21 protein-coding genes and 1 pseudogene are annotated in these 19534 nt (G+C 73.6%); 11 read left to right on the forward strand and 11 right to left on the reverse strand.

The annotated features are described in order from the left end of the window. Positions 1-50 precede the first annotated feature (50 nt). Entirely contained in the window at positions 51-3305 is a 3255-nt protein-coding gene (locus ACF1AK_RS08575; protein ID WP_391497971.1) for a discoidin domain-containing protein, read from the reverse strand. 470 nt (positions 3306-3775) lie between these two features. On the opposite strand from ACF1AK_RS08575, the gene ACF1AK_RS08580 reads away from it, so the two are divergent. Genes ACF1AK_RS08580 through ACF1AK_RS08590 form a run of 3 tightly spaced genes read left to right on the forward strand, consistent with a single transcriptional unit; the run spans position 3776 to position 6062 of the window. Next, entirely contained in the window at positions 3776-4147 is a 372-nt protein-coding gene (locus tag ACF1AK_RS08580) for a YciI family protein (RefSeq protein ID WP_391497972.1), read from the forward strand. Between the two features lie 41 nt (positions 4148-4188). After that, entirely contained in the window at positions 4189-5415 is a 1227-nt protein-coding gene (locus tag ACF1AK_RS08585) for an RNA polymerase sigma factor (RefSeq protein WP_391497973.1), read from the forward strand. Next, positions 5412-6062 (forward strand): dihydrofolate reductase family protein, encoded by a 651-nt coding sequence (locus tag ACF1AK_RS08590; protein ID WP_391497974.1) that lies wholly within the window; start codon positions 5412-5414, stop codon positions 6060-6062. Before ACF1AK_RS08585 ends, ACF1AK_RS08590 begins: the two co-directional genes overlap by 4 nt. A 191-nt stretch (positions 6063-6253) precedes the next feature. On the opposite strand, the gene ACF1AK_RS08595 is transcribed toward ACF1AK_RS08590, so the two are convergent. Both ACF1AK_RS08595 and ACF1AK_RS08600 read right to left on the reverse strand, forming a co-directional pair. Next, positions 6254-6460 carry a DUF397 domain-containing protein gene (locus ACF1AK_RS08595; RefSeq protein WP_391497975.1) on the reverse strand — a complete coding sequence of 69 codons (207 nt, stop codon included), beginning with the start codon at positions 6458-6460 and terminating at the stop codon, positions 6254-6256. Next, positions 6444-7289, reverse strand: a complete 846-nt coding sequence (locus ACF1AK_RS08600) for a helix-turn-helix domain-containing protein (protein WP_391497976.1) — start codon at positions 7287-7289, stop codon at positions 6444-6446. The genes ACF1AK_RS08595 and ACF1AK_RS08600 overlap by 17 nt, the downstream gene beginning before the upstream one ends. A gap of 127 nt (positions 7290-7416) precedes the next feature. On the opposite strand from ACF1AK_RS08600, the gene ACF1AK_RS08605 reads away from it, so the two are divergent. The 6 genes from ACF1AK_RS08605 to ACF1AK_RS08630 all read left to right on the forward strand — a co-directional run bounded on the left by ACF1AK_RS08605 (position 7417) and on the right by ACF1AK_RS08630 (position 12435). After that, complete coding sequence (locus tag ACF1AK_RS08605) at positions 7417-7776, forward strand: hypothetical protein (protein ID WP_391497977.1); 360 nt, start codon at positions 7417-7419, stop codon at positions 7774-7776. 41 nt (positions 7777-7817) lie between these two features. Then, on the forward strand, positions 7818-7997 hold the full coding sequence (locus ACF1AK_RS08610) for a hypothetical protein (RefSeq protein ID WP_391497978.1): 180 nt from the start codon (positions 7818-7820) through the stop codon (positions 7995-7997). Continuing rightward, entirely contained in the window at positions 7994-8215 is a 222-nt protein-coding gene (locus ACF1AK_RS08615) for a hypothetical protein (RefSeq protein WP_391497979.1), read from the forward strand. The genes ACF1AK_RS08610 and ACF1AK_RS08615 overlap by 4 nt, the downstream gene beginning before the upstream one ends. Before the next feature lie 156 nt (positions 8216-8371). Continuing rightward, on the forward strand, positions 8372-10591 hold the full coding sequence (locus tag ACF1AK_RS08620) for an MMPL family transporter (RefSeq protein ID WP_391497980.1): 2220 nt from the start codon (positions 8372-8374) through the stop codon (positions 10589-10591). A 109-nt stretch (positions 10592-10700) separates the two neighbouring features. Beyond that, the gene (locus ACF1AK_RS08625) at positions 10701-11786 is read left to right on the forward strand and encodes a sensor histidine kinase (protein ID WP_391497981.1); all 1086 of its coding nucleotides are present in this window, start codon (positions 10701-10703) and stop codon (positions 11784-11786) included. 4 nt (positions 11787-11790) lie between these two features. Further along, a complete protein-coding gene (locus ACF1AK_RS08630) occupies positions 11791-12435 on the forward strand; it encodes a response regulator (protein WP_391497982.1) in 645 nt (214 codons plus the stop codon). A 90-nt stretch (positions 12436-12525) separates the two neighbouring features. Here ACF1AK_RS08630 and ACF1AK_RS08635 read toward each other — a convergent pair. The 3 genes and pseudogenes from ACF1AK_RS08635 to ACF1AK_RS08645 all read right to left on the reverse strand — a co-directional run. Further along, positions 12526-12851, reverse strand: a pseudogene (locus tag ACF1AK_RS08635) (GNAT family N-acetyltransferase); the annotation flags it as partial. 40 nt (positions 12852-12891) lie between these two features. After that, positions 12892-13248: a S26 family signal peptidase gene (locus ACF1AK_RS08640; protein ID WP_391497983.1), complete on the reverse strand. Its 357-nt coding sequence runs from the start codon at positions 13246-13248 to the stop codon at positions 12892-12894. A gap of 83 nt (positions 13249-13331) precedes the next feature. Continuing rightward, entirely contained in the window at positions 13332-14123 is a 792-nt protein-coding gene (locus ACF1AK_RS08645; RefSeq protein WP_391497984.1) for an NRDE family protein, read from the reverse strand. A 236-nt stretch (positions 14124-14359) separates the two neighbouring features. Between ACF1AK_RS08645 and ACF1AK_RS08650 the strand changes: the two genes are divergently transcribed. Both ACF1AK_RS08650 and ACF1AK_RS08655 read left to right on the forward strand, forming a co-directional pair. Continuing rightward, positions 14360-14857 carry a carboxymuconolactone decarboxylase family protein gene (locus ACF1AK_RS08650; RefSeq protein ID WP_391497985.1) on the forward strand — a complete coding sequence of 166 codons (498 nt, stop codon included), beginning with the start codon at positions 14360-14362 and terminating at the stop codon, positions 14855-14857. Between the two features lie 14 nt (positions 14858-14871). Beyond that, positions 14872-15696 (forward strand): isocitrate lyase/phosphoenolpyruvate mutase family protein, encoded by an 825-nt coding sequence (locus ACF1AK_RS08655; RefSeq protein WP_391497986.1) that lies wholly within the window; start codon positions 14872-14874, stop codon positions 15694-15696. Here the strand turns inward: ACF1AK_RS08655 and ACF1AK_RS08660 are convergent. From ACF1AK_RS08660 to ACF1AK_RS08680, 5 genes are read right to left on the reverse strand one after another with little or no spacing between them, the layout of a single operon-like run. Further along, positions 15686-15946 carry a hypothetical protein gene (locus ACF1AK_RS08660; protein WP_391497987.1) on the reverse strand — a complete coding sequence of 87 codons (261 nt, stop codon included), beginning with the start codon at positions 15944-15946 and terminating at the stop codon, positions 15686-15688. The two genes, ACF1AK_RS08655 and ACF1AK_RS08660, sit on opposite strands and share 11 nt — an antisense overlap. After that, complete coding sequence (locus tag ACF1AK_RS08665) at positions 15943-16209, reverse strand: hypothetical protein (RefSeq protein ID WP_380290969.1); 267 nt, start codon at positions 16207-16209, stop codon at positions 15943-15945. Before ACF1AK_RS08665 ends, ACF1AK_RS08660 begins: the two co-directional genes overlap by 4 nt. Positions 16210-16239: 30 nt before the next feature. Then, positions 16240-17358 (reverse strand): cytochrome P450, encoded by a 1119-nt coding sequence (locus ACF1AK_RS08670; protein WP_391497988.1) that lies wholly within the window; start codon positions 17356-17358, stop codon positions 16240-16242. Continuing rightward, positions 17322-18914 carry a cytochrome P450 gene (locus tag ACF1AK_RS08675; RefSeq protein ID WP_391497989.1) on the reverse strand — a complete coding sequence of 531 codons (1593 nt, stop codon included), beginning with the start codon at positions 18912-18914 and terminating at the stop codon, positions 17322-17324. The genes ACF1AK_RS08670 and ACF1AK_RS08675 overlap by 37 nt, the downstream gene beginning before the upstream one ends. After that, on the reverse strand, positions 18911-19522 hold the full coding sequence (locus ACF1AK_RS08680; RefSeq protein WP_391498049.1) for an ATP/GTP-binding protein: 612 nt from the start codon (positions 19520-19522) through the stop codon (positions 18911-18913). Before ACF1AK_RS08680 ends, ACF1AK_RS08675 begins: the two co-directional genes overlap by 4 nt. Positions 19523-19534 lie beyond the last annotated feature (12 nt).

The raw sequence follows: 19534 nt of genomic DNA on the forward strand, positions 1-19534 counted from the left end.
CCTGCGGGCCGTACGGCGGGATGCTGTACGGCCCACAGGGAGGGTGAGGATCAGCGCACGCCGATCTCGCCCAGCTGGAGGTAGTGGTCGCCGAACTGGTCGGCGCTCAGCCGGGTGCCGGTGACCTTCACGTAGCGCGCCGTGGTGGGCGCGAAGGTGTGGACCAGCGGGGCCGCGCCGGGACGCGGGGTGCCGGTCCGGTCGGCGACGGTGGTCCAGTTGACGCCGTCGGCGGAGACCTTGACGGTGTAGTCCACCGGGAAGCCGAGGCCGGTGTTGGCGCCGTCGGTGCGCGGGTTCAGGGCGACCTGGCCGATCAGGCTGGGACCCTGGAGGTCCACGGTGATCCACTCCGTGGCCACGGGACCGGCGGCCTTCGCGCTGGACCAGCCGAAGGCGTCGGAGGTGGAGTTGACGATGCCGTCGGTGGCCGCGCCCGGACGCCAGACGACGTCGCCCACCGTGCTGGAGGCCGTCACCGGACGGCCGGTGGCCAGCTCGCCGCCGGTCGCCTCGATCTCGGCGAACTGCATCCGGTAGTCGCCCTTGGGGTCGGTGCCCAGCCGGGTGCCCTCGACCCGGACGTAGCGGGCGTCGGTGGCCGGGAAGGGGAAGGACTGCACGGAGGCGTCCACGGGCGTGGGGTAGTTCGTCCGGTCGGCGACGGTGGTCCAGTTGGCGCCGTCGGCGGAGACCTTGACGGTGAAGTCCACCGGGAAGCCCCGGCCCGCGGCGGTGCCGTCGGCGCGGGGGTGGAGGTCCACCCGGCCGATCCGCCGGGCGGTGAGGAGGTCCAGGGTGACGGACTCCTTGTGGTCGCTGCCCGGGGTGCCGTTGCTGCTCCAGCCGTTGGTGCCGCCCACCGGGCCGCGCCGGCCGTCGGTCAGGGCCCGGGTGCTCCAGCCGTCGCCCTCGTAGGAGGTGTCGGCCTGGACGGCGGCGTTCTCCGCCACGTCGGTGCCGGGGTTGAGCCGCACGTGCTGGAAGCGGGCCGAGGCGCCGCCGGTGGCGAGGCCGAAGCCGCCGACCGGGTAGCCGGTGTCGGTCGCGGTCAGCAGCAGCGTCGGACCGGCGTAGACGCGGATCGTGCCGCCCTGGACGGAGACCCGCAGGCTGACGGTCTGCCCGGGGGTGTAGCCCGGGACCTGCGCGGAGCCGAGGGGCTTGCCGCCGCGGTCGATGAACACCTGGCCGGTGTTGCGCAGCGCGACCAGGTAGCCGGTCTGCGCCTCGGTCGGGTTCTGGTTGTGGAGCACCAGGCCCGCCCAGTTGCTCTGGCCGCCCTCGGCGCGGACGTCGTCGATCCGCACGTCGACGGAGGCGGAGACGTCCCCGTACGCCCGGCCGGTCAGTCCGGCGACCACGTCCCAGCCCGTCTCGGGGTCGGTCTGCGCGTAGACGCCGTCCCCGGTGGCCTTCCAGGAGCCGCGCACGGTCCGCCAGTTGGTGTCCTTCTCGGCGCCGAACTCGTCGGTGTACGGGAAGACGGCGTCGGGGCCGGGGGTGGTGAGGGCGGTCAGGATCTGCCGGTGGCGCTGGTCGGTGGCCGCGCCGGACTTGGAGAACTTGGTGGTGCCGCTGATCAGGGAGTTGATCAGGGCGCGGGTGAGCACCGGCTTGGTGGCGGAGAGCTGGTTCAGCAGCTCGTAGTCCTGGATCCCGGCGAGCAGGGCCTCGCTGCGGACGCTGTCGTAGACGCCGTAGGTGGCCTTGTTGGGGCGGACGAGGTAGTTGTCACCGGTCTCCTCGCCGTCGAAGGTGTCCCGGGCGGAGGGGTCGGTTTCCGACTGGGACCAGATGTTCCAGCCCCAGTGGAGGAAGCCGTTGCCGCCGGTGGCCGCGACCATCCACGGCGTCAGCCGGGAGTCGGAGGTCGGGTAGGCGATGTAGCGGTTGAGGTGGCTGTCGTTGGGGTTGTTGCAGTAGTACAGCCAGAAGTCCTTGCCGCCGTCCAGGCGGCGCGACTGGTAGTAGCCCGTGTTGGCGTCGTACTGCGGACCGCCGATGGAGGTGATGGTGCTGAGCTTGTCGTCGATGGCGGAGACCGGGTCCTGGCGGGACTCGTTGCTCAGCGCCTGCGGCCCGAACACCTCGTGGTAGATGTCGTAGAGCCAGCCGGCGCTGTTGATCAGCGGGGTGTCCGCCGGGCTGGGCTCGTCGGAGGCGCTCATGTAGAAGACGTCGCTCCAGCGGCGTCCGGGGGCGCAGGTGGTGCCCGCGTCGAGGCACTTGGTGTCGAGGTGCTTCTTCAGCTCGATGAGCACGTTCTTCATGTAGTCGTTCGCCGGCCCGGTGCCCGCGTTCTGCTTCTCCATCCGGACGCCGCCGTGGCCGTCCGGGACGAGCGTCTCGACGGCGTAGCCGCCGGCGAGGAGGGTGGGAGTGTAGATGTACTGGAGGGCCCCGGCGTCCTGGAAGATCTGGACGAACCGGTCGAAGGTCTTCCAGGTGAAGGTGAGGTTCCCGTGGGCGTCCGCGGTGGTGTCCGGGATGGCCAGCGCCTGGAAGTCGGCGTAGATCACGTTGTTGCGGTGCTTGGCGTGGTCGGCCGCGAAGTTGGTGATGACCTGCCACCACTGCTCGTCGTACGCCTCGATCGGGATGTCGTGCTTCTTGTCCTCGTCCTTCTTGGTGTACTGGGAGGGGATCGCGCTGGACGTCCACGTGTAGTCCCAGCCGACCGAGGTGAACCAGTTGTTCATCCGGAAGGTGGACCGGTTGGTGGGCGGCAGCGCGGCGGCGTACACCGTCACCGAGACGGGGACGTCGACCGGGCCCGCCGAACTCTGCACGGTGGTGCGGCCGGTGTACGTCCCGGGGGCCTGGCCCTCCGGCACGGCGACGCTGTAGTAGTACGGCTGGGTGGTGTTCGCCGCGAGCGGGCCGGGGTCGTTCTCCACCAGCGCGTCGTAGTAGCTGGTCCCGCCGTCCGGGGGCTCCTGGTGGTGGTCGTCCGGGCTGGTGCTCTTGTGGATGTTCGGGTGGTTGTACTCCCGGTTCACGGTGATCCGCGAGGCGGGGATGACGGCACCGCCGGGGCCGGTGAGGTCACCGGGGACCAGCCGCAGGCCGGTCAGCGCGCTGTCGGAGCGCACCGCGATCTGGGCGGCCTGGGTCTCGTTGCGGGCGGCGTGCAGCTCGACCCGCTGGTCGGTCGCGCGGGACGGCGCGGGGGAGGAGGAGAAGACGTGCTCGTAGCCGCTCTCCACCCAGACCGACGGTGCGGTCGCGGCGGAGGCGGCAGTGACGAGGGGTGGCAAGGGGGCCAGCAGGAGCGCGGTCAGGGAGGGTATGAGCACCCTCATGGCTTTTTTCCTCATGGTGCCGCCTTCGTGTCGGTGGACGGTGCGCCCGGTGCGAAGCGCCCATGAAGGGTAGTCAGTTCACGGATGATCTCGATAGTGTTCCCCCCCCGGCGCCTCCCCGGACGGGCACCGCGGCTCCACCCGCACCGCGGCTCCGCCGGATGCGCGGGAGCCCGGGCGCCGCGGACCGCGATGACGGGTGCTACCGACGGCGTCCCGGGCACCGACCCGGACCGGGCCGGTCCCACTGTCGCCCTGCCCGCCGCCCGCGACCAGCCCGGAGCGCCTTGACCGAACGGCGCTGCGTCCAGTTGCCTGGCGCAGGCGCCGCGCACCCGCCGCGCACCCGCCGCCACCGTGCGGAAAGATGTCGAAAAAATCTTCCGGCGGATGTCGAGGCTCCGGGCCCGGCTCCGACCACGGGGTGAGAACGCGCCGCGAGGGGTGCGTGGGACGGGAGGACACCCGAGATGAAGTACGTCGCGATGATCTACGGCAACCAGGCCAAGTGGGACGCGTTCCCGGCCGAGGAGTGGCCGGCCGCGATCGCCAAGCAGGAGGCGTTCAACACCAAGTACCGCGAGAGCGGCGAGCTGTTCGGCGCCTACGGCCTCGCCGACGCGGCCGCCGCCCAGCTGGTGCGGCGCGCGGACGGTCTCCCGGCGGTCACCGACGGGCCGTACCTGGAGACCAAGGAGTACCTGGCCAGCTTCTACCTGCTGGACTGCGAGAGCCTGGAGCGCGCCCAGGAGATCGCCGCCGACATGCCGTTCGCGGACGTCGAGCCGGTCGAGCTGTGGCCGATCCTGCACGAGTCCCCGGCCCCCTCGGCGGACGTGTGAGCGGCGGCCAGACCCGGGAACAGGGCGGTTTTGAGGGTCTGTTGCGCGAGCTCGCGCCGCAGGCCCTCGGGGCGTTGGTGCGCCGGTACGGGCGCGGCCAGTTCGACGCCTGCGAGGACGCGGTGCAGGAGGCGCTGCTGGCCGCCGCCACGCAGTGGCCGGCCGAGGGGGTGCCGGAGAACCCGCGCGGCTGGCTGGTGACGGTCGCCGGCCGGCGGCTGGCCGACGCCGTGCGCAGCGAGTCGGCCCGCCGGCGCCGCGAGGACGCGCTGGCCCTCGCCACGCCGCAGTCGGCACTGCTCAGCCCGCCGCCGGACGCGGCGTCCACCGCCGGCCGGGACGACTCCCTGGACCTGCTGTTCCTCTGCTGCCACCCGGATCTGTCGGCGCCCAGCCGGATCGCGCTCACCCTGCGGGCCGTCGGCGGTCTGACGACGGCGCAGATCGCGGCGGCGTTCCTGGTGCCGGAGTCGACGATGGCGCAGCGGATCAGCCGGGCGAAGCAGACCGTCCGGACCGCGGGGCTGCCCGCCCGGCGGCTCTCGGAACGGCTCGCCGACGTCCGCCAGGTGCTCTATCTGATCTTCAACGAGGGCTACACGGCGAGCAACGGCGACGACCTCACCGCGCCGGAGCTGTCCGGCGAGGCGATCCGGCTGACCCGGCTGCTGCTGCGGCTCGCCCCGGAGGACGCCGAGACGGCCGGGCTGCTCGCCTTGATGCTGCTCACCGACGCCCGCCGTCCGGCACGAACGGGGGCGGGCGGCGAACTGGTGACGCTGGCCGAGCAGGACCGCTCGCGGTGGAACTCCTCGCTGATCGAGGAGGGCGTCGAGCTGATCAGCCGCACCCTCCCGCGCGGCCAGGTCGGTCCGTACCAGCTCCAGGCGGCGATCGCGGCGGTCCACGACGAGGCGCCGGACGCCGAGTCGACGGACTGGCCGCAGATCCTGGCGCTCTACGACCTGCTGGTCCGGTTCGGCGACAACCCCTTCATCACCCTCAACCGGGCGGTGGCGCTGGCGATGGTCGAGGGCCCGCAGGCCGGGCTGGCGGCACTCGCCCCGCTGGAGGCGGACAAACGGTTCTCCCGTCACCACCGGCTGTTCGCCACCCGGGCCCACTTCCTGGAACTCCTCGGCGACCCGGCGGCGCCGGACGTCTACCGGGAGGCCGCCCGCCGCGCCACCAGCGCCCCGGAACGCCGCCACCTCACCGAACACGCCCGCCGCCTGGAGGCGGGCGCCACGCACCGGAGGAACGCATGACCCAACTCCTGAGGGTCCAGAACTTCAACGTCTCGGCTGACGGCATCGCCGCCGGCGCCAGTGAGGACCAGACCCTGGAGCGCCCCTTCGGCCTCGACCGCCCCGAGCGGCTGTTCTCCTGGGCCGGCGCCACAGCGAGCTGGCCGATGCGGACCGACCCCGGGGGCAGCCGGGGCCTGGACGACTACCTGACCCGCGACTACGCCCGGAACATCGGCGCGGAGATCATGGGCCGCAACAAGTTCGGCCCCCACCGGGGGCCTTGGGAGGACCTGGACTGGCAGGGCTGGTGGGGCGACCGGCCCCCGTTCCGCACCCCGGTCTTCGTCCTGACCCACCACGAGCGGCCGTCGATCACCCTCTCCGACACCACCTTCCACTTCGTCAACGGCGACCCGGCCACGGTGCTCGCCCAGGCGAAGGAGGCCGCCCAGGGCAAGGACGTCCGCCTGGGCGGAGGGGTGACCACCATCCGGCAGTTCCTCGACGCCGACCTCGTGGACACCCTGCACATCGCGGTCTCCCCTCTGAAGCTCGGCACCGGCCTGAAGCTGTGGGACTCTCCGGACGACCTGCGCGACCGCTTCCACGTCGACGTCGTCCCCAGCCCGAGCAGCGTGACCCACCACCTCTTCTGGCGGAAGTAGGGGAAACGAAGGGCAGCCCCGGGAGGACGACGTACCTCCCGGGGCTGCCTACACCCCCGATGTCGGCAACCCACCACGGAGATGACGCGAGTTCACCGTGTGCGTTCCGATGCTTGCCTCGTCGGTGACACCGACGAGGCAAGCGAGATGGATGAAGACGAGCCGGTCGATCGAGGGATTGCCAGGCCGAATCAGACGCCGCCGAACTCCCCGCCCCGCACGGAGCTCACGAAGGCGTTCCAGGCGGCGGGGGTGAAGGCGAGTGCTGGCCCGTTGGGGTCTTTGGAGTCCCTGACGTGCCCGGGGTTGGCGTCGTCGACCTCTACGCAGGAGCCACCATCGCCGTTGCTGTAGCTGCTCTTCCGCCACTGGGAGGGGCGGTCATCGCTCTTTGGCATGCTTGTGGACCTCCGCCGCCGAGAGGATCAGGTCCAGGGACGCCTCCGGCGACAATGCGGCGGCCCGAACGAGATCGTATGCCCGCTGGCATCGGGCGACCAAGCGATTGTCATCGATCAACTGACCGGCGTACTGGCCCTCCTGGTACACCAGCGGTGGGGCATCCGCGAAGGTCATCAATGACATCATTCCGCCAAAGAGAGCATGGGCGCCGGCATCGAAGGGGAGGGCCTGAACGATCAGGCGCCGTCGCTTCATCAGCGCGGCGATGTGGTTGAGCTGGTCGGCCATCACTTGATGGCCTCCGACGGGTCGACGGATCACGGCTTCGTCCAGGATGAACCACAACTCCGGCCCTGTTGGGTCGTTGACCAGCCTCTGCCGCTCCATCCTCGCGGCGACCAGTTCCTCCAGATCGCCGTCCATGAGCAGCGGTTGTGATGCCAGGTAGACCGCTCTTGCGTAGTCCGGCGTCTGCAGCAGACCCGGCACCACGTGCCCGGCGAACTCACAAATCGACGAGGCGCGGCCCTCATGCTCGACAGCTTCCTGGAAGTAGTCCGCAAAACGCGAATACTCCAACAACTCATGAAGGCGTTCGAGCGCCCCATCCGTGTCGAGGGCCACGTCGATCCGAATCGAGAGATCCAGCTGCGGAGCCCGCTGAGCGTTCTCCAGCTGTCCAATGTACGAACCGGACACGAACGTCAGTGCGCCGAGCCTGTCCTGCGACATCTTCGGCACCGCTGCTTCTCTGAGACGCCGCAGCTCACTGCCGTAGTACTCCCTCGGAGTCTTGCCGGGCGGCAGGCGGTTCGGGGTTGCCATGGGCGCTCCGTCTCCACAATCAACTTGCTGCGATCGGTCGGCTTCTCAGCGTAGTCACCCTGTCCGATCCTGGAGGAGGAATCGCGAAATGCGCCCCCCCGGAATCCGGAGCTTCCCCATGCCCTCCATGCTCAGAAAGATCACCGCCGACGACCGCCGTGACGCCGCCGACGCCCTCGACGACCTCAGGGCCACGCTCGCGGCCGCCGATGCCACGCTCCCCTCCACGGGCATCGACTGGAACTGCGCCTCCGTCACCGGCATCGTCCTCATCGACCTCGGCGCCGCCCCCACCTTCCTGGTCCGCAGGCTCACCGAGGTGATCCGCGACGGCGTCCGCGCCCGTCGCCGCGAGGCCGAGCAGCAGCCCTGGCGTCCCACGCCTGGCCTCGCCCTGACCCTCAACACCCCCGACGGCACGCCCATCGAAGCCCAAGTCGTCGCCGCGACCGGACGGTTGGTGACCGTTCGAATCCCCCGCCCCTGAACCCCCAAGCCCCCCTCCCACACCCCGAAAGACCGCACCACATGCCCAAGCACCCCACCCCCACCCCCACCCCCGGCCAACTCGTCCACGACCGCCGGACCCACCGCACCGGCATCTACATGGACACCATCGGCGGACGCCTCTACCTCCGCCCGGTCGGCGGCGGCATCGAGTGGACGACCCGCCCCGAATACGTCTCCCTGACCCCGCCCACCCGGTGAACCGCCCCCGACCGCCGAGGTCGCTCCTCTTCGCCACCTCGGCCGCCTCCGTGGCGGCCGGCGCGGCGATGGCCGCCCTCACCACTCGCCCGGTCCGCCCCCACACCCCGGGTACGGCGAACCTCCTCTTCCTCCTGCTCCTCTGCGTGGCGACCCTCCTCACCAACTCCGCCCTCGCCCGCGCCCTTCACCACTACTGGCGCACCCGCCACAACTGACCGCCGCCCGGCGCAGGAAGTCGGCCCGTCCGACTTCCTGCGCCGGGGCCGGTTGTGCGGGCGCCGCTCTTTCCCTGCCGTCCACCGATCGGTGGACGGCAGGTTCCATCGGGCGGGCGTGTCCTCGGCCGGGGGCGGTTGCGGAGGATCGGCGGTATGAGTCAACTACCCGTGCGGGTGGCCCGTTGGAGCGCCCGGCATGCCCGGACCGCCATCGCCGGCTGGTTCGCCTTCGTCGTCCTCTGCCTCGGTGCCGGGATCGCCGTCGGCACCCATGAGGCCACCAGCGAGGACTACCGGGTCGGCGAGGCCGGGCGAGCCGAGGCGATCGCCGCCCAGGGAGGCCTGGAACGAAAGCCCGTCGAACACATCCTCATCCGCCCCGCCTCCGGGCGGCTGGACGTGACCGCCGCGACCGCAGCCGCCCAGGATGTCACCGCCCGGATGCGCGCACTGCCCGAGGTGGCCGAGGTCGCCGACCCCGTCCGGTCGCAGGACGGCGAGTCCCTCCGGGTCTCCGTGGTGCTCAAGGGCCCGGAGCTCCACGGCAGGAAGAACGTCGCCCCCCTCCTCGACCGGACCGCGCAGGCGCAGGCCGCCCACCCCGGGCTGATCGTCGAGGAGACCGGCTCACCCTCCATCAGCAAGGGCGTCAACGAGCAGCGCGGCGCGGACCTCGCGCTCTCCGAGCGCCTCACCCTCCCGGTGACGCTCGTGACCCTGCTGCTCGTCTTCGGCTCGATCGTGATGGCCTGCGTGCCACTGCTGCTGGCGCTCTCCTCCATCGCCGCCGCCCTGGGCCTGTCCATGCTGGTCTCGCACCTGGTCCCCGACGCCGGCGTCGGAACCAACATGATCCTGCTCATCGGCCTCGCGGTCGGCGTCGACTACACCCTCTTCCACCTGGAGCGCGAACGCGAGGAGCGGGCCCGCAGCGGCGGGCGGCTCGCGCCGGAGGCGCTGGTGGAGCTGGCCGCCGCCACCGCCGGACGGGCCGTCGTCGTCTCCGGTCTCGCCGTGATCGTCTCCACCGCCACCCTCTACCTGGCCTCGGACGTCATCTTCTCCTCGCTGGCGACCGGCACGATCCTGGTCGTGGCGGTCGCCGTGGCGAGTTCGCTCACCGTGCTGCCCGCCCTGCTGGTGACGATCGGCCGTCGCGCCGAACGCCGTGCCGAACGCCGCGCCGAGCGCAGGACCAAGGGCCGGGCAAGGCGAACGACGGACGGCCCGGGCCGCATCGTCGGCGCCCTGCTCCGCCCCGCGCAGCGGCACCCCGCGCTCACCCTCGGCCTCTCGACCCTCCTCATGCTCGGCCTGGCCGCGCCCGCCCTCGGCCTGCGGCTCGTCGACCCCGGCAAGGACACCTTCTCCCGCGACATCCCCGCGATGCGGGTCCACGACCGCCTCACCCACGCCTTCCCCGAGCTCCTGACCCGGCACGAGGTCGTCACCCGCGCCGCGCCCGACCAGACGGCGGAGGTGAAGCGGGCACTCACCGACCTCGCCCGGCGGGCCCAGGCCGACCCGCTGTTCGCCGGAGCCGCCACCGCCGAACCGGTGCTCCGCACCTCCGCCGACGGCCGGATCACCGTGCTGGAGCTGGCCGTCCCCTTCCCCGCCTCCTCCGCCCGGGCGATCGCCTCCCTCGACCACCTCCGCCGGACCCATCTGCCCGCCACCGTCGGCTCGTTGGCCGGAGCGGAGAGCGCGGTGAGCGGGGACGTCGCCCGGGGCCGCGACTACGTGGCGCACGAGCGCGAGACGCTGCCCCTGGTCATCGGCCTCCTGCTGCTGGCCACCTTCCTGATGACCCTCTGGGCGTTCCGCTCACCGGTCCTCGGTCTGCTCGGCGTGGTGCTCAACCTGCTGTCCGCCGCGGCCTCCCTGGGCCTGCTGGTCGTGGTCTTCCAGGGGACCTGGGCCGAGGGCCTGCTCGGCTTCGACTCGCTCGGCGCGATCGCCTCCCGGGTGCCGCTGTTCCTCTTCGTGATCCTGTTCGGCCTCTCGATGGACTACCAGGTGTTCGTGGTCAGCCGGATCCAGGAGTCCGTGCGCGCCGGGATGCCGGCCCGTGAGGCGGTGCTGGCCGGGATCGGCCGGTCGGCCAGGGTGGTCACCAGCGCGGCGGTCGTGATGGTGACGGTGTTCGGGGCCTTCGTCGCCCTGCACCTCACCGAGATGAAGCAGATGGGCTTCTGCCTGGCCGTGGCCGTGCTGCTGGACGCCGTGGTGGTCCGGCTCATGGTGCTGCCCTCGGCCCTGCTGCTGCTCCGCGACACCGCCTGGTGGCCGCCTCAACGCCCCCGCCCGCGCCCCCGCCCCCGCCCGGGCTCCCGCTCCGGCTCCCACGCGCAGCAGGCGATCGTAGGCTGATCGTCATGACTCGACCTGCGCAGTCCGAGGACCGGTTCCGGTTACGGTCGCTCCGCCGCTGGTACGTGGTGGTGTGGGTGGTCCTGGGGGTCCTCCCCCGGTCGTCTCCGTGCTCGGCGACGACGGCGCCACCACCTACTGGTCGATCGGGCTGTCGGCGGCGCTCGCCCTCTGCTACGCGGGCGTCGCGGTCCGACCCGGCCACCCGGTGCTGCGGCCGCGCGCCTTCCTGGCCGCGCTCGTGCTCGGCATGGGGGCCCTGGCGCTCGTCCGGGGCGACGGCGCGGCGCTGTTCATCGTCTCCCTTCCCCAGTTCTGGCTGTTCGCCGGGAGCCCGCGCCGGGCGATCGCCCTCAGCGCGGCCGGCGCGGCGGCCACCGTGACCGGCATCGTCCGCCACCAGGCCTTCGACGCCCAGGACTTCGCGGCGGGCAACGTCGTCTTCACCCTGATCGGCTGGCTGGCGGGCGTGCTCGTCGGGCTCGGGGTGGCCCGGATCGTCGAGCAGAGCGACGAGCGGGCCGGCCGGCTGGGCGCGGAACTGGAGGCCGCCCGGCTGCGCCTGGCCGAGGCGCACCGGCTCCAGGGCGCCACCGAGGAGCGCGAGCGGCTCGCCCGGGAGATCCACGACACCCTCGCGCAGGGCTTCGCCTCGATCATCGTGCTGGCGGAGGCGGCCGGGGCCGGTCTCGCCGCCGATCCGGGCCGGGCCGCCCAGCAGTTGCTCTCGATCGAGCGGACCGCCCGGGAGAACCTCGCCGAGGCGCGGGCGCTGGTGGGCTCGGCGCCGCAGTCGGGCCTCGCCCCCGGCTCGGTCGCCGGGACGCTGCGCCGGACCCTGGAGCGGTTCACCGAGGACACCGGGCTGCCCGTGGCGGCGGAGCTGGCGGAGGTCGCGTGCGACGGGCCGACCCGGATCGCGCTGCTGCGCTGCACCCAGGAGTCGCTGGCCAACATCCGCAAGCACGCGGCCGCCTCCCAGGTGTCGGTCGTGCTCGGGCCGGTCCCGTACGGCATCGAGCTGGAGATCACCGATGACGGGCAGGGGTTCGTGGTGCGGGAATCGCGCGGCTTCGGTCTCAACGGCATGCGCCGGCGGCTCGCCGAACTCGGTGGCGAGCTCACCGTGACCAGCTCGCCCGGTGACGGCACCCGGGTGCTCGCCGCCGTCCCGGCCGCGCCCGGACAGGGGTGACGCGATGGGGCCCGGAACACGCAAGGTCCGCGTCGTCGTGGTCGACGACCACACCGTGATGCGCGCCGGGCTGGTCGCGCTGCTGGCCTCCGAGCCGACCGTGGAGATCGTCGGCGAGGGCGGCGACGGCCGGGCGGCCGTCGACCTCGTCGCACGCCTGCGGCCCGACGTGGCGCTGCTGGACCTGCGGATGCCGGTGCTCGACGGGGCGAGCGCCACCGCCGGGATCACCGCCGCCGGATCGGCCACCCGCGTGCTGATCCTGACCACCTACGACACCGACGAGGAGATCGAGCGCGCGGTCGAGGCCGGGGCCATCGGCTACCTGCTCAAGGACACCACGCGCGAGCGGCTCGTCGACGCCATCCACTCCGCGGCCAGGGGCGAGACCGTACTGGCCCCCCGGGTCGCCGAACGCCTGGTCGCCCGCCTGCGCCGCCCCGCCCCCGTGGCGCTGACCGTCCGCGAGACGGAGGTGCTGACCGCCGTCGCCGACGGCCTGTCCAACGTGGAGATCGGACGCCGCCTGGTCATCACGGAGGCCACCGTGAAGACCCACCTGCTGCGGATCTTCGCCAAGCTCGACGTCAACGACCGGACCCACGCCGTCGTCACCGCCCTCGACCGCGGCCTCCTGGACCGCCGCTAGCCGCTAGCCGCTGCCGCCGGCCGGCGGCTCAGGCCTTCCGCCGTGCCTTCCGCTCCTCGGCGAGCAGCCCGGGCAGCACCTGGGTCCGGGAACCGCGTCGGTCCCGTAGCCCCTGCCCCGGGTGGCCGGCAGCAGGACGAGCCCGAGGTGCGCCGTCCGGGGGTGGGTGTCGCGGCCCCACGGGCCGCCGCGCCGACCAGGGTGCCGCCCTCCAACGCCACCACGGAGACCGGGACGTGGTCCTGCTGGGCGTCGTCCACCACGAGCCGGGGGGCCTTCGGGCCGGGGGTGGTCGGCCGCCACGGCCGGCCCTCGGAGCGGGCGGAGTCGACCACGTCGTCGTGGAGCTCGGCCAGCAGGACCGGGATGTCGTCGTCGTGCCGGGCCCGCAGCCCGATCGTGTCGCCTCGCGGCAGGCCGGCTTCCGGTCCGGCGGATCGTCCGTCGGCCAACGAACTAGCCCGCTCCCGCCGTCGGCGTCTTGTCCGCGGCGCCGGGCCGGGGGGATCCGTCGACCGCGAGGCAGATGCCGAAGACGCGGTCATGGCCGGTCCAACCGTTCACCCGGCCCCGGTTGTTGCTGATCTGCACGCGTCTCCTGGCCGGATCGACGGCCGACACCAGGTGCAGGTAGACGGTTCCGGCGACCCGGGCCAGGACGATGTCCCCGATGTCGAGCTTCGACGGGTCCACCGGAGCGACGACCACCGGCTGCCGGCTGCGGATCAGCGGGACCATCGAGGAACCGCTCGGCCGGAACTCCACGGTGGCTCCGGCCGCCACCCGGGCTGCCACGGCATCCAGTACACCCATCCGGCGATGGTCGCAGACCGGGCCCGGGAAGCCCACCGATTTCCGCCGCACCGGGAGGCGGCCTCCGGCGACCGGCCGAGGACCTAGAGCGCCACCCGCCGCCAGCACTCGTGGCCGACCGGCTCCACGGGGGCGGCGGCGAAGTCGTAGCGGACGCCCCCGCCGCCGAGGGCGAGCAGGGAGATCGAGGACGAGCCCCAGAGCCGTCCGTCGCCGAACTCGCGCCGCTGGACCAGGGCGGCCGAGTCGTCGAGCGCCAGGCCGTCGCCGGTGACGATCGGCAGCCAGCCGCCCCAGGCCTGTTCGGCCGTCGCGGCGCCGGGGCGGGGCTCGGGCCGGGGTTCGGCGGCGAAGCGGGCACGGAAGTGGGCGGCGCGGGCGGCCATCAGGGTGCGGATCCGTTCGGAGGTGGTGCGGCGCTCGGCCAGTCCCTCCGGCCCGTCGTTGAGGATCACGCTCAGGCCGGTCGGCAGCTCCGTCCCGGCGAGCCGGCCGCCGCGCCCGCCCCAGCTCAGCACGTGGGCGCCGGACGGCCGGACGACCACCAGGTGGAAGGGGTCGTACCGGTCGAGGTCCAGCGCGTCGATCCGGCCGCCCCGGACGGCGAGCAGCGGCAGTTCGCCGCGCGAGAGCCGGCCCTCCGCCGCGGCCGGGGTGCCGAAACCGTTCAGCAGGCACGCGGCGACGGGCCCCGCGCCGCCCGCGCCGCCCGGCTCCACGGCGAGCCACGTCCCGCCCGCGACCAGGTCCAGCCCGCCGACGGCCGACGGCTGCGCGGGCCAGTGGTGCCCGGGCGGCGCCCATCGCCGTCCGGTGTACTCGTCCCGCACCGACAGCAGCAGCACCGGCACCGCCGCCGCCGGCTCGATGCTCACGAACGCCGTGCACACGTCCTGTCCCCCTGACCTCGGCCGCACCGCCCTCCCCGCGATCCTCGCACGCCCGTTCGTGGACCGGGAGTGGCCCGCGTTCTTCCGCCCGACCGTCCGGTCGTGCCAGAATCGCCGCCCGCACCCGGCGCCGCACCCGGGCGCCGCACCCGAAGTGGCCCACGATTCCGACGGCCGAACGTACCGGGACAGCGGGCCGCCGCCTTCCTAGGCTGACGCTCATGACGACCACGAACGGGACGATCACCCCGACCACCACCGAAGCCGCCGTGCCCGCCCCGGCCCAGCGGATCTCGCTGCCCGACCTGGCGCCGGAGTACTACAAGGCGGTGATCGCCACGGAGCGCGCCGCCCGTCAGGGCGTGGACCCGGTGCTCGCGGAGCTGGTCAAGGTGCACGCCTCGATGATCAACGGCTGTTCGTTCTGCATCGACATGCACTCCACCGACGCGATCGAGCACGGCGAGCAGCACCACCGCCTGCTCTCCCTGCCCGCCTGGCGCGAGACCTCCTGGTTCACCGCCAAGGAGCGCGCCGCCCTGGCGCTGACCGAGTCGATCACCCTGCTGACCCGGGGCCACGTGCCGGACGCCGTCTACGACGAGGCCGCCGCCCACTTCGAGCAGACCGAGCTGGCACAGCTGATCGCGCTGATCATCACCATCAACTCCTGGAACCGGATCGGCGTGACCTCGCGCCTCAGCCCGGCCGCGAAGTAGGGGGGGCGGACGCGATGACGACGCCGACGGAACAGCGGGACAAGGCCCGCCGTCTGCACGAACTCCACCGGCCCGGACAGCCGTTGGTGCTCGCCAACGTCTGGGACGCGGTCGGCGCCCGGCTGGTCGCGGCCGCCGGGGCACCGGCCGTCGCCACCGCCAGCGCCAGTGTCAGCTGGACGCTCGGCAGCGCCGACGGTGACGCCGCCGACCGGGACGCGGTGCTGGCGCAGACCGCGCTGGTGGTCCGCGCCGCCGGGCCGCTGCCGGTCACCGCGGATCTGGAGAGCGGGTTCGCCGACACCGCCGCCGGGGTCGGCGAGACGGTCGCCGCGCTGCTCGCCACCGGCGCGGTGGGCGTCAACCTGGAGGACGGCACCCGGCCCGCCGCCGAGGCGGCCGAGCGGATCGCGGCGGCCCGCGCGGCGGCGGACGCGGCCGGCGTGCCGCTGTTCGTCAACGGCCGCACCGATGTGTTCCTGCGGCAGCTCGGCGCGCCGGAAGGGCGGCTGGACGAGGCGGTGGCCCGGCTGCGGGCCTATGCCGAGGCCGGTGCGGACGGCGTCTTCGTGCCGGGGGTGGCCGACCCCGCGGTGATCGCCGCGCTGGTGAAGGCCGTCCCGGCGCCGCTGAACGTGATGGCCGGGCCGGGCGCGCCGGCCGTGCCGGAGCTGGCCGCGCTCGGCGTGGCCCGGGTCAGCCTGGGGCCCGGCCTGGCACGGGCGGCGTACGCGGCGGTGCGCCGCGCCGCCGAGGAGGTGTACACGGACGGGACGTACACCGCGCTCGACGGCGGGCTGGACTACCGGGAGCTGCAGGGGCTGTACGTCACCGGGTGAGCGCGCCCAGCGTGCCCACGGCGTGGTCGAGCACGGTGCCGTGGGCGCAGTGGGCCGGCCCGGCGGCGTGGCTGCCGAGCGCCGGGACGACCGCCACCTCCTGCAGACAGGACGCGGCGGCGCCGAAGTCCCCGCCCGCGGGCGGAAGCGGCGGAGCCGGCGCGGGCCCGGACGCGAAGGCGGACGCCGGCGCGGCGGACAGCGCCAGCGCGGCCAGGGTGAGCGCGGCGGTCCGCCGCGCGCCGGTCACAGGCCCTGCCCGATCTGGCCGCTGAGGCCCGGGTGGGTCAGCTGGCCGGTGCCGATGGCCTCGATCTCGGTGGCGGCCCGGCCGACCAGCGGCAGGTCCTTCGCCTTGTGGATGACGAGGTCGGCGGGGGAGACGGTGAGCCCGTTGGACAGCCCGCCGAGCGCGTCCGGGGAGGACGCGGTGGAGGTGGCGGCGGACGCGGCGGGCGCGGCGGCGGCGAGACCGGCCAGGGTGAGGGCGGCCAGGGTGGCGAGTTTCTTCATGAACCCCCCAACGACCCGGGCCGCCCTCGGTCACCGCGCGGCTCGGGCGGTCACCCGCAGCGTGCGCACGCTGTTGCTGACGAACGACCCGATCGGCTCCGGCGCCGGCCCGTCCGCGAGCGCCAGCGCGGGGTAGCGCTCGAACAGCAGCCGCAGCGCCGTCTCCGCCTCCAGCCGGGCGAGCCCGGAGCCGAGGCAGAAGTGCGGGCCGTGCCCGAAGGACAGGTGCCGGTTCGGCTTCCGGGTGACGTCGAAGCGGTCGGCGTCCGGATAGTGGGCGCCGTCGCGCCCGGCGGCCGCGTAGGAGGCGAGCAGTGCCTCGCCCCGCCGGATCACCACGTCGCCGACCGGGATGTCCTCGGTCGCGTAGCGCAGCGGGAACTGGCCCACCGGCGAGTCGTGGCGCAGCGTCTCCTCGACGACCGCCGACCACGGCACGGTGCCGTCCAGCACCAGCCGCAGCTGCCCGGGGTGGGCGAGCAGGGCGCGGACCGCGTTGGTGATGAGGTTGAGCGTGGTCTCGTGGCCGGCCACCAGCATCAGCAGCAGGGTGCCGACCAGCTCGCTCTCGCTGAGCCGGTCGTCGTCCGCGCGGGCGGCGATCAGGTCGGTGGTGAGGTCGTCGCCGGGCTCGGCCCGCTTGGCGGCGACCACCGAGGCGAGCAGCGCGAACAGCGACCGCTGCGCGGCGACGGCGGCCTCGGGCGTCGCGGAGCTGGAGACCAGGGTGTCGGAGAGCTCGTGCAGCTCGTCCTGCTGCCTGGGCGGCAGGCCGAGCAGCTCGCCTATCACCTGCATCGGCAGCGGGTAGGCGAAGTGCTCGCGCAGGTCGAAGGCGCCCTCCAGCCCGGCGGTCCGGTCGAGCAGCGCGGTGGCCCGGGCCTCGATGGCGGGCTGCAGGGCGGCGATCCGGCGCGGCGTGAACGCCTGGGTGACCAGGCCGCGCAGCCGCCGGTGGTCCTCGCCGTCGGCGGTGATCATGCCGGCGACGGTGACGAAGGTGATCAGCGGCCAGCCCTCGGGCAGCCGCCCCTCCCGGAAGGTCGTCCACAGCTGCGGGTTCTTGCCGACGCGCGGATCGGCGAGCAGTTCCTGAAGCGTGTCGTGGTGGGTTACTGCCCAGACCACCACCCCGCCAGGGAGCTCCACCAGGACCGCCGGGCCGGCTTCCCGGAGGCGGGCGTTCTCCCCGTGCTGGTCGCGTCCGAGGGCGTCGAGCCGGACGGGTCCGGGCCGCCCGGCCCGAAGGCCGACGCCGCCGGTGCCCCCTCCGGTGTCCGCGCCCCCTGCGCCGGATCCGGCGTGACGGTCGGTTCCTGGTCTGCCGGTATCGGCGGCGGTGTCCATGCGGAGGGCCTCTCGGGGGCGGGCGGGCGGGGCGGGGTGAAGGCGCTGTAGAGCACCGGGAGGCTGATCAGGGCGCGCGACCAGGGGGACGGGCGCCAGGCCAGCTCATGGGCCGGCACGGCCAGTTGGAGGTCCGGCAGCCGGTGCAGCAGGGTCTCGACGGCGGTCTCGACGATGATCCGGGCCGGGTGCTGGGCCGGGCAGACGTGCTTGCCCGCGCCCCACGCCAGGTGCGCCCGGTTGCCGCCGAGGGCGCCGTGCCCGAGCGCGCCGGGGCCCTGGGCGGCCGGGTCGGCGTTGGCCGCGGCCAGACCGAGCACCAGCATGTCGCCCTCGCTGATGTACTGGCCGCCGAGGACGGTGTCGCCGGTGGCCCAGCGGCCGGGGAAGTTCTGCGTCGGCGGGTCGCGCCAGAGCACCTCCTCCAGCGCGTCGGCGACGGTCAGCCGGCCGCCGGTGAGGGTGGCCCGGAAGCGGCGGTCGGTGAGCAGCAGCCGCAGCGTGTTGCCGGTCCAGCAGATGGTGGTCTCGTTCCCCGCGACCATCATCACCACCAGGTGGTGCACCGCCTCCTCGTCGGTCAGCGCGGCCGGGTGGGCCAGCAGCCAGGAGGTGAGGTCGGCACTGGGGGTGGCCCGGCGGCGCTGCACCAGGTCGACCAGGACGGCCTGGAACTCCCGGTTGGCGCGCACCGATTCGGCGCCGCTGTCGGCGATGTGGCTGATCAGCCGGATGAGATGCGGGCCGGCGTCGGCGGGCAGGCCGAGCAGCTGGGTGAAGACCAGCAGCGGCAGCCGGCGCGCGTACTGGGCGACCAGGTCGGCGGTGCCGTCCGGGCCCCAGCTGTCGATCAGCGCGTTGGCGGCGGCCTCGGTGGTCCCGCGCAGCTGCCGGTGGTCGATCTGGGCGAGGGTGTCGGCGACGGCCGCGCGCAGCCGCTGGTGCTCGGCGCCGTCCAGGTTGAGCAGGGTCGGGCGCCAGGAGGTCATCGGCTGGAGCCGAGAGTCGGCGGCCAGCCGGCCCTCGGCGGGCACCCGCCAGCGGCGCGAGTCCTTGGAGAACAGCGCCTCGTTGCGGGTGAGTTCGAGCAGCTCGGGATAGCCGAGGACGAGCCAGGCCTCCACCCCCGGCTCCAGCTCGATCGGCGCCACCGGGCCGTACTGGGCGCGCAGCCGGGCGTACAGGCCGTGCGGGTCGTCGGCGACGGCGGCGCCGTACAGCGGGGTGAGCGGCACCCCGACGGGCAGCCCGCCGGGCAGCGTCCCGCGGTGGGTCGCGGCGCCGGGTGCACCGCCCGCGTGCGCGGGGCACCCCGGGGGCGGGACGGCGGCCGTGCCGGCGGGCTCGGGAAGGGTCATCGCTCCAGCTCCAGGACGGCGGTGCGGTGCAGGTGGTCGACGAAGTCGATCAGCAGGTCGTACGCCGCCCGGCGGTCCCGGGCGTCGCAGTACAGCACCGGCGCCCCGGGCAGCAGGTCCAGCGCGGCCCGGATCTCCTCCTCCGGGTAGCTCGGCGAGTCCGGGAAGGTGTTGACCGCGACGGCGAACGGGATCTGCTGCTCCTCCAGCCGGCCGAGCACGTCGAAGCTCTCGTCCGGGCGGCGCAGGTCGACCATGGCGATCGCGCCCAGCGCGCCGCGCGACAGGTCGTCCCACAGCGGCCAGAACCGCTGCTGGCCGGGCGTGCCGAACAGGTACAGCGCGAGCCGCCGGTTGAGCGTGATCCGGCCGAAGTCCAGCGCCACCGTGGTGGTGCTCTTGTCGCCGCGCCCGGTGAGGTCGTCCACGCCGGCGCTCGCCGCCGTCATGGTCTCCTCGGTGCGCAGCGGGGTGATCTCGCTGAGCGAGCCGACCAGGGTGGTCTTGCCGACCCCGAACGGGCCGGTGACCAGGATCTTCACCGCGCCCTGGACGGACGGCGGCAGGTACTGGGGCTCGGCGGGCGGGCCGAAGGGCGCGGCGGCCACCGGGCCGGCGAG

It is taken from the genome of Kitasatospora sp. NPDC015120 (assembly GCF_043080305.1).
In the GTDB taxonomy this organism is placed as follows: domain Bacteria; phylum Actinomycetota; class Actinomycetes; order Streptomycetales; family Streptomycetaceae; genus Kitasatospora.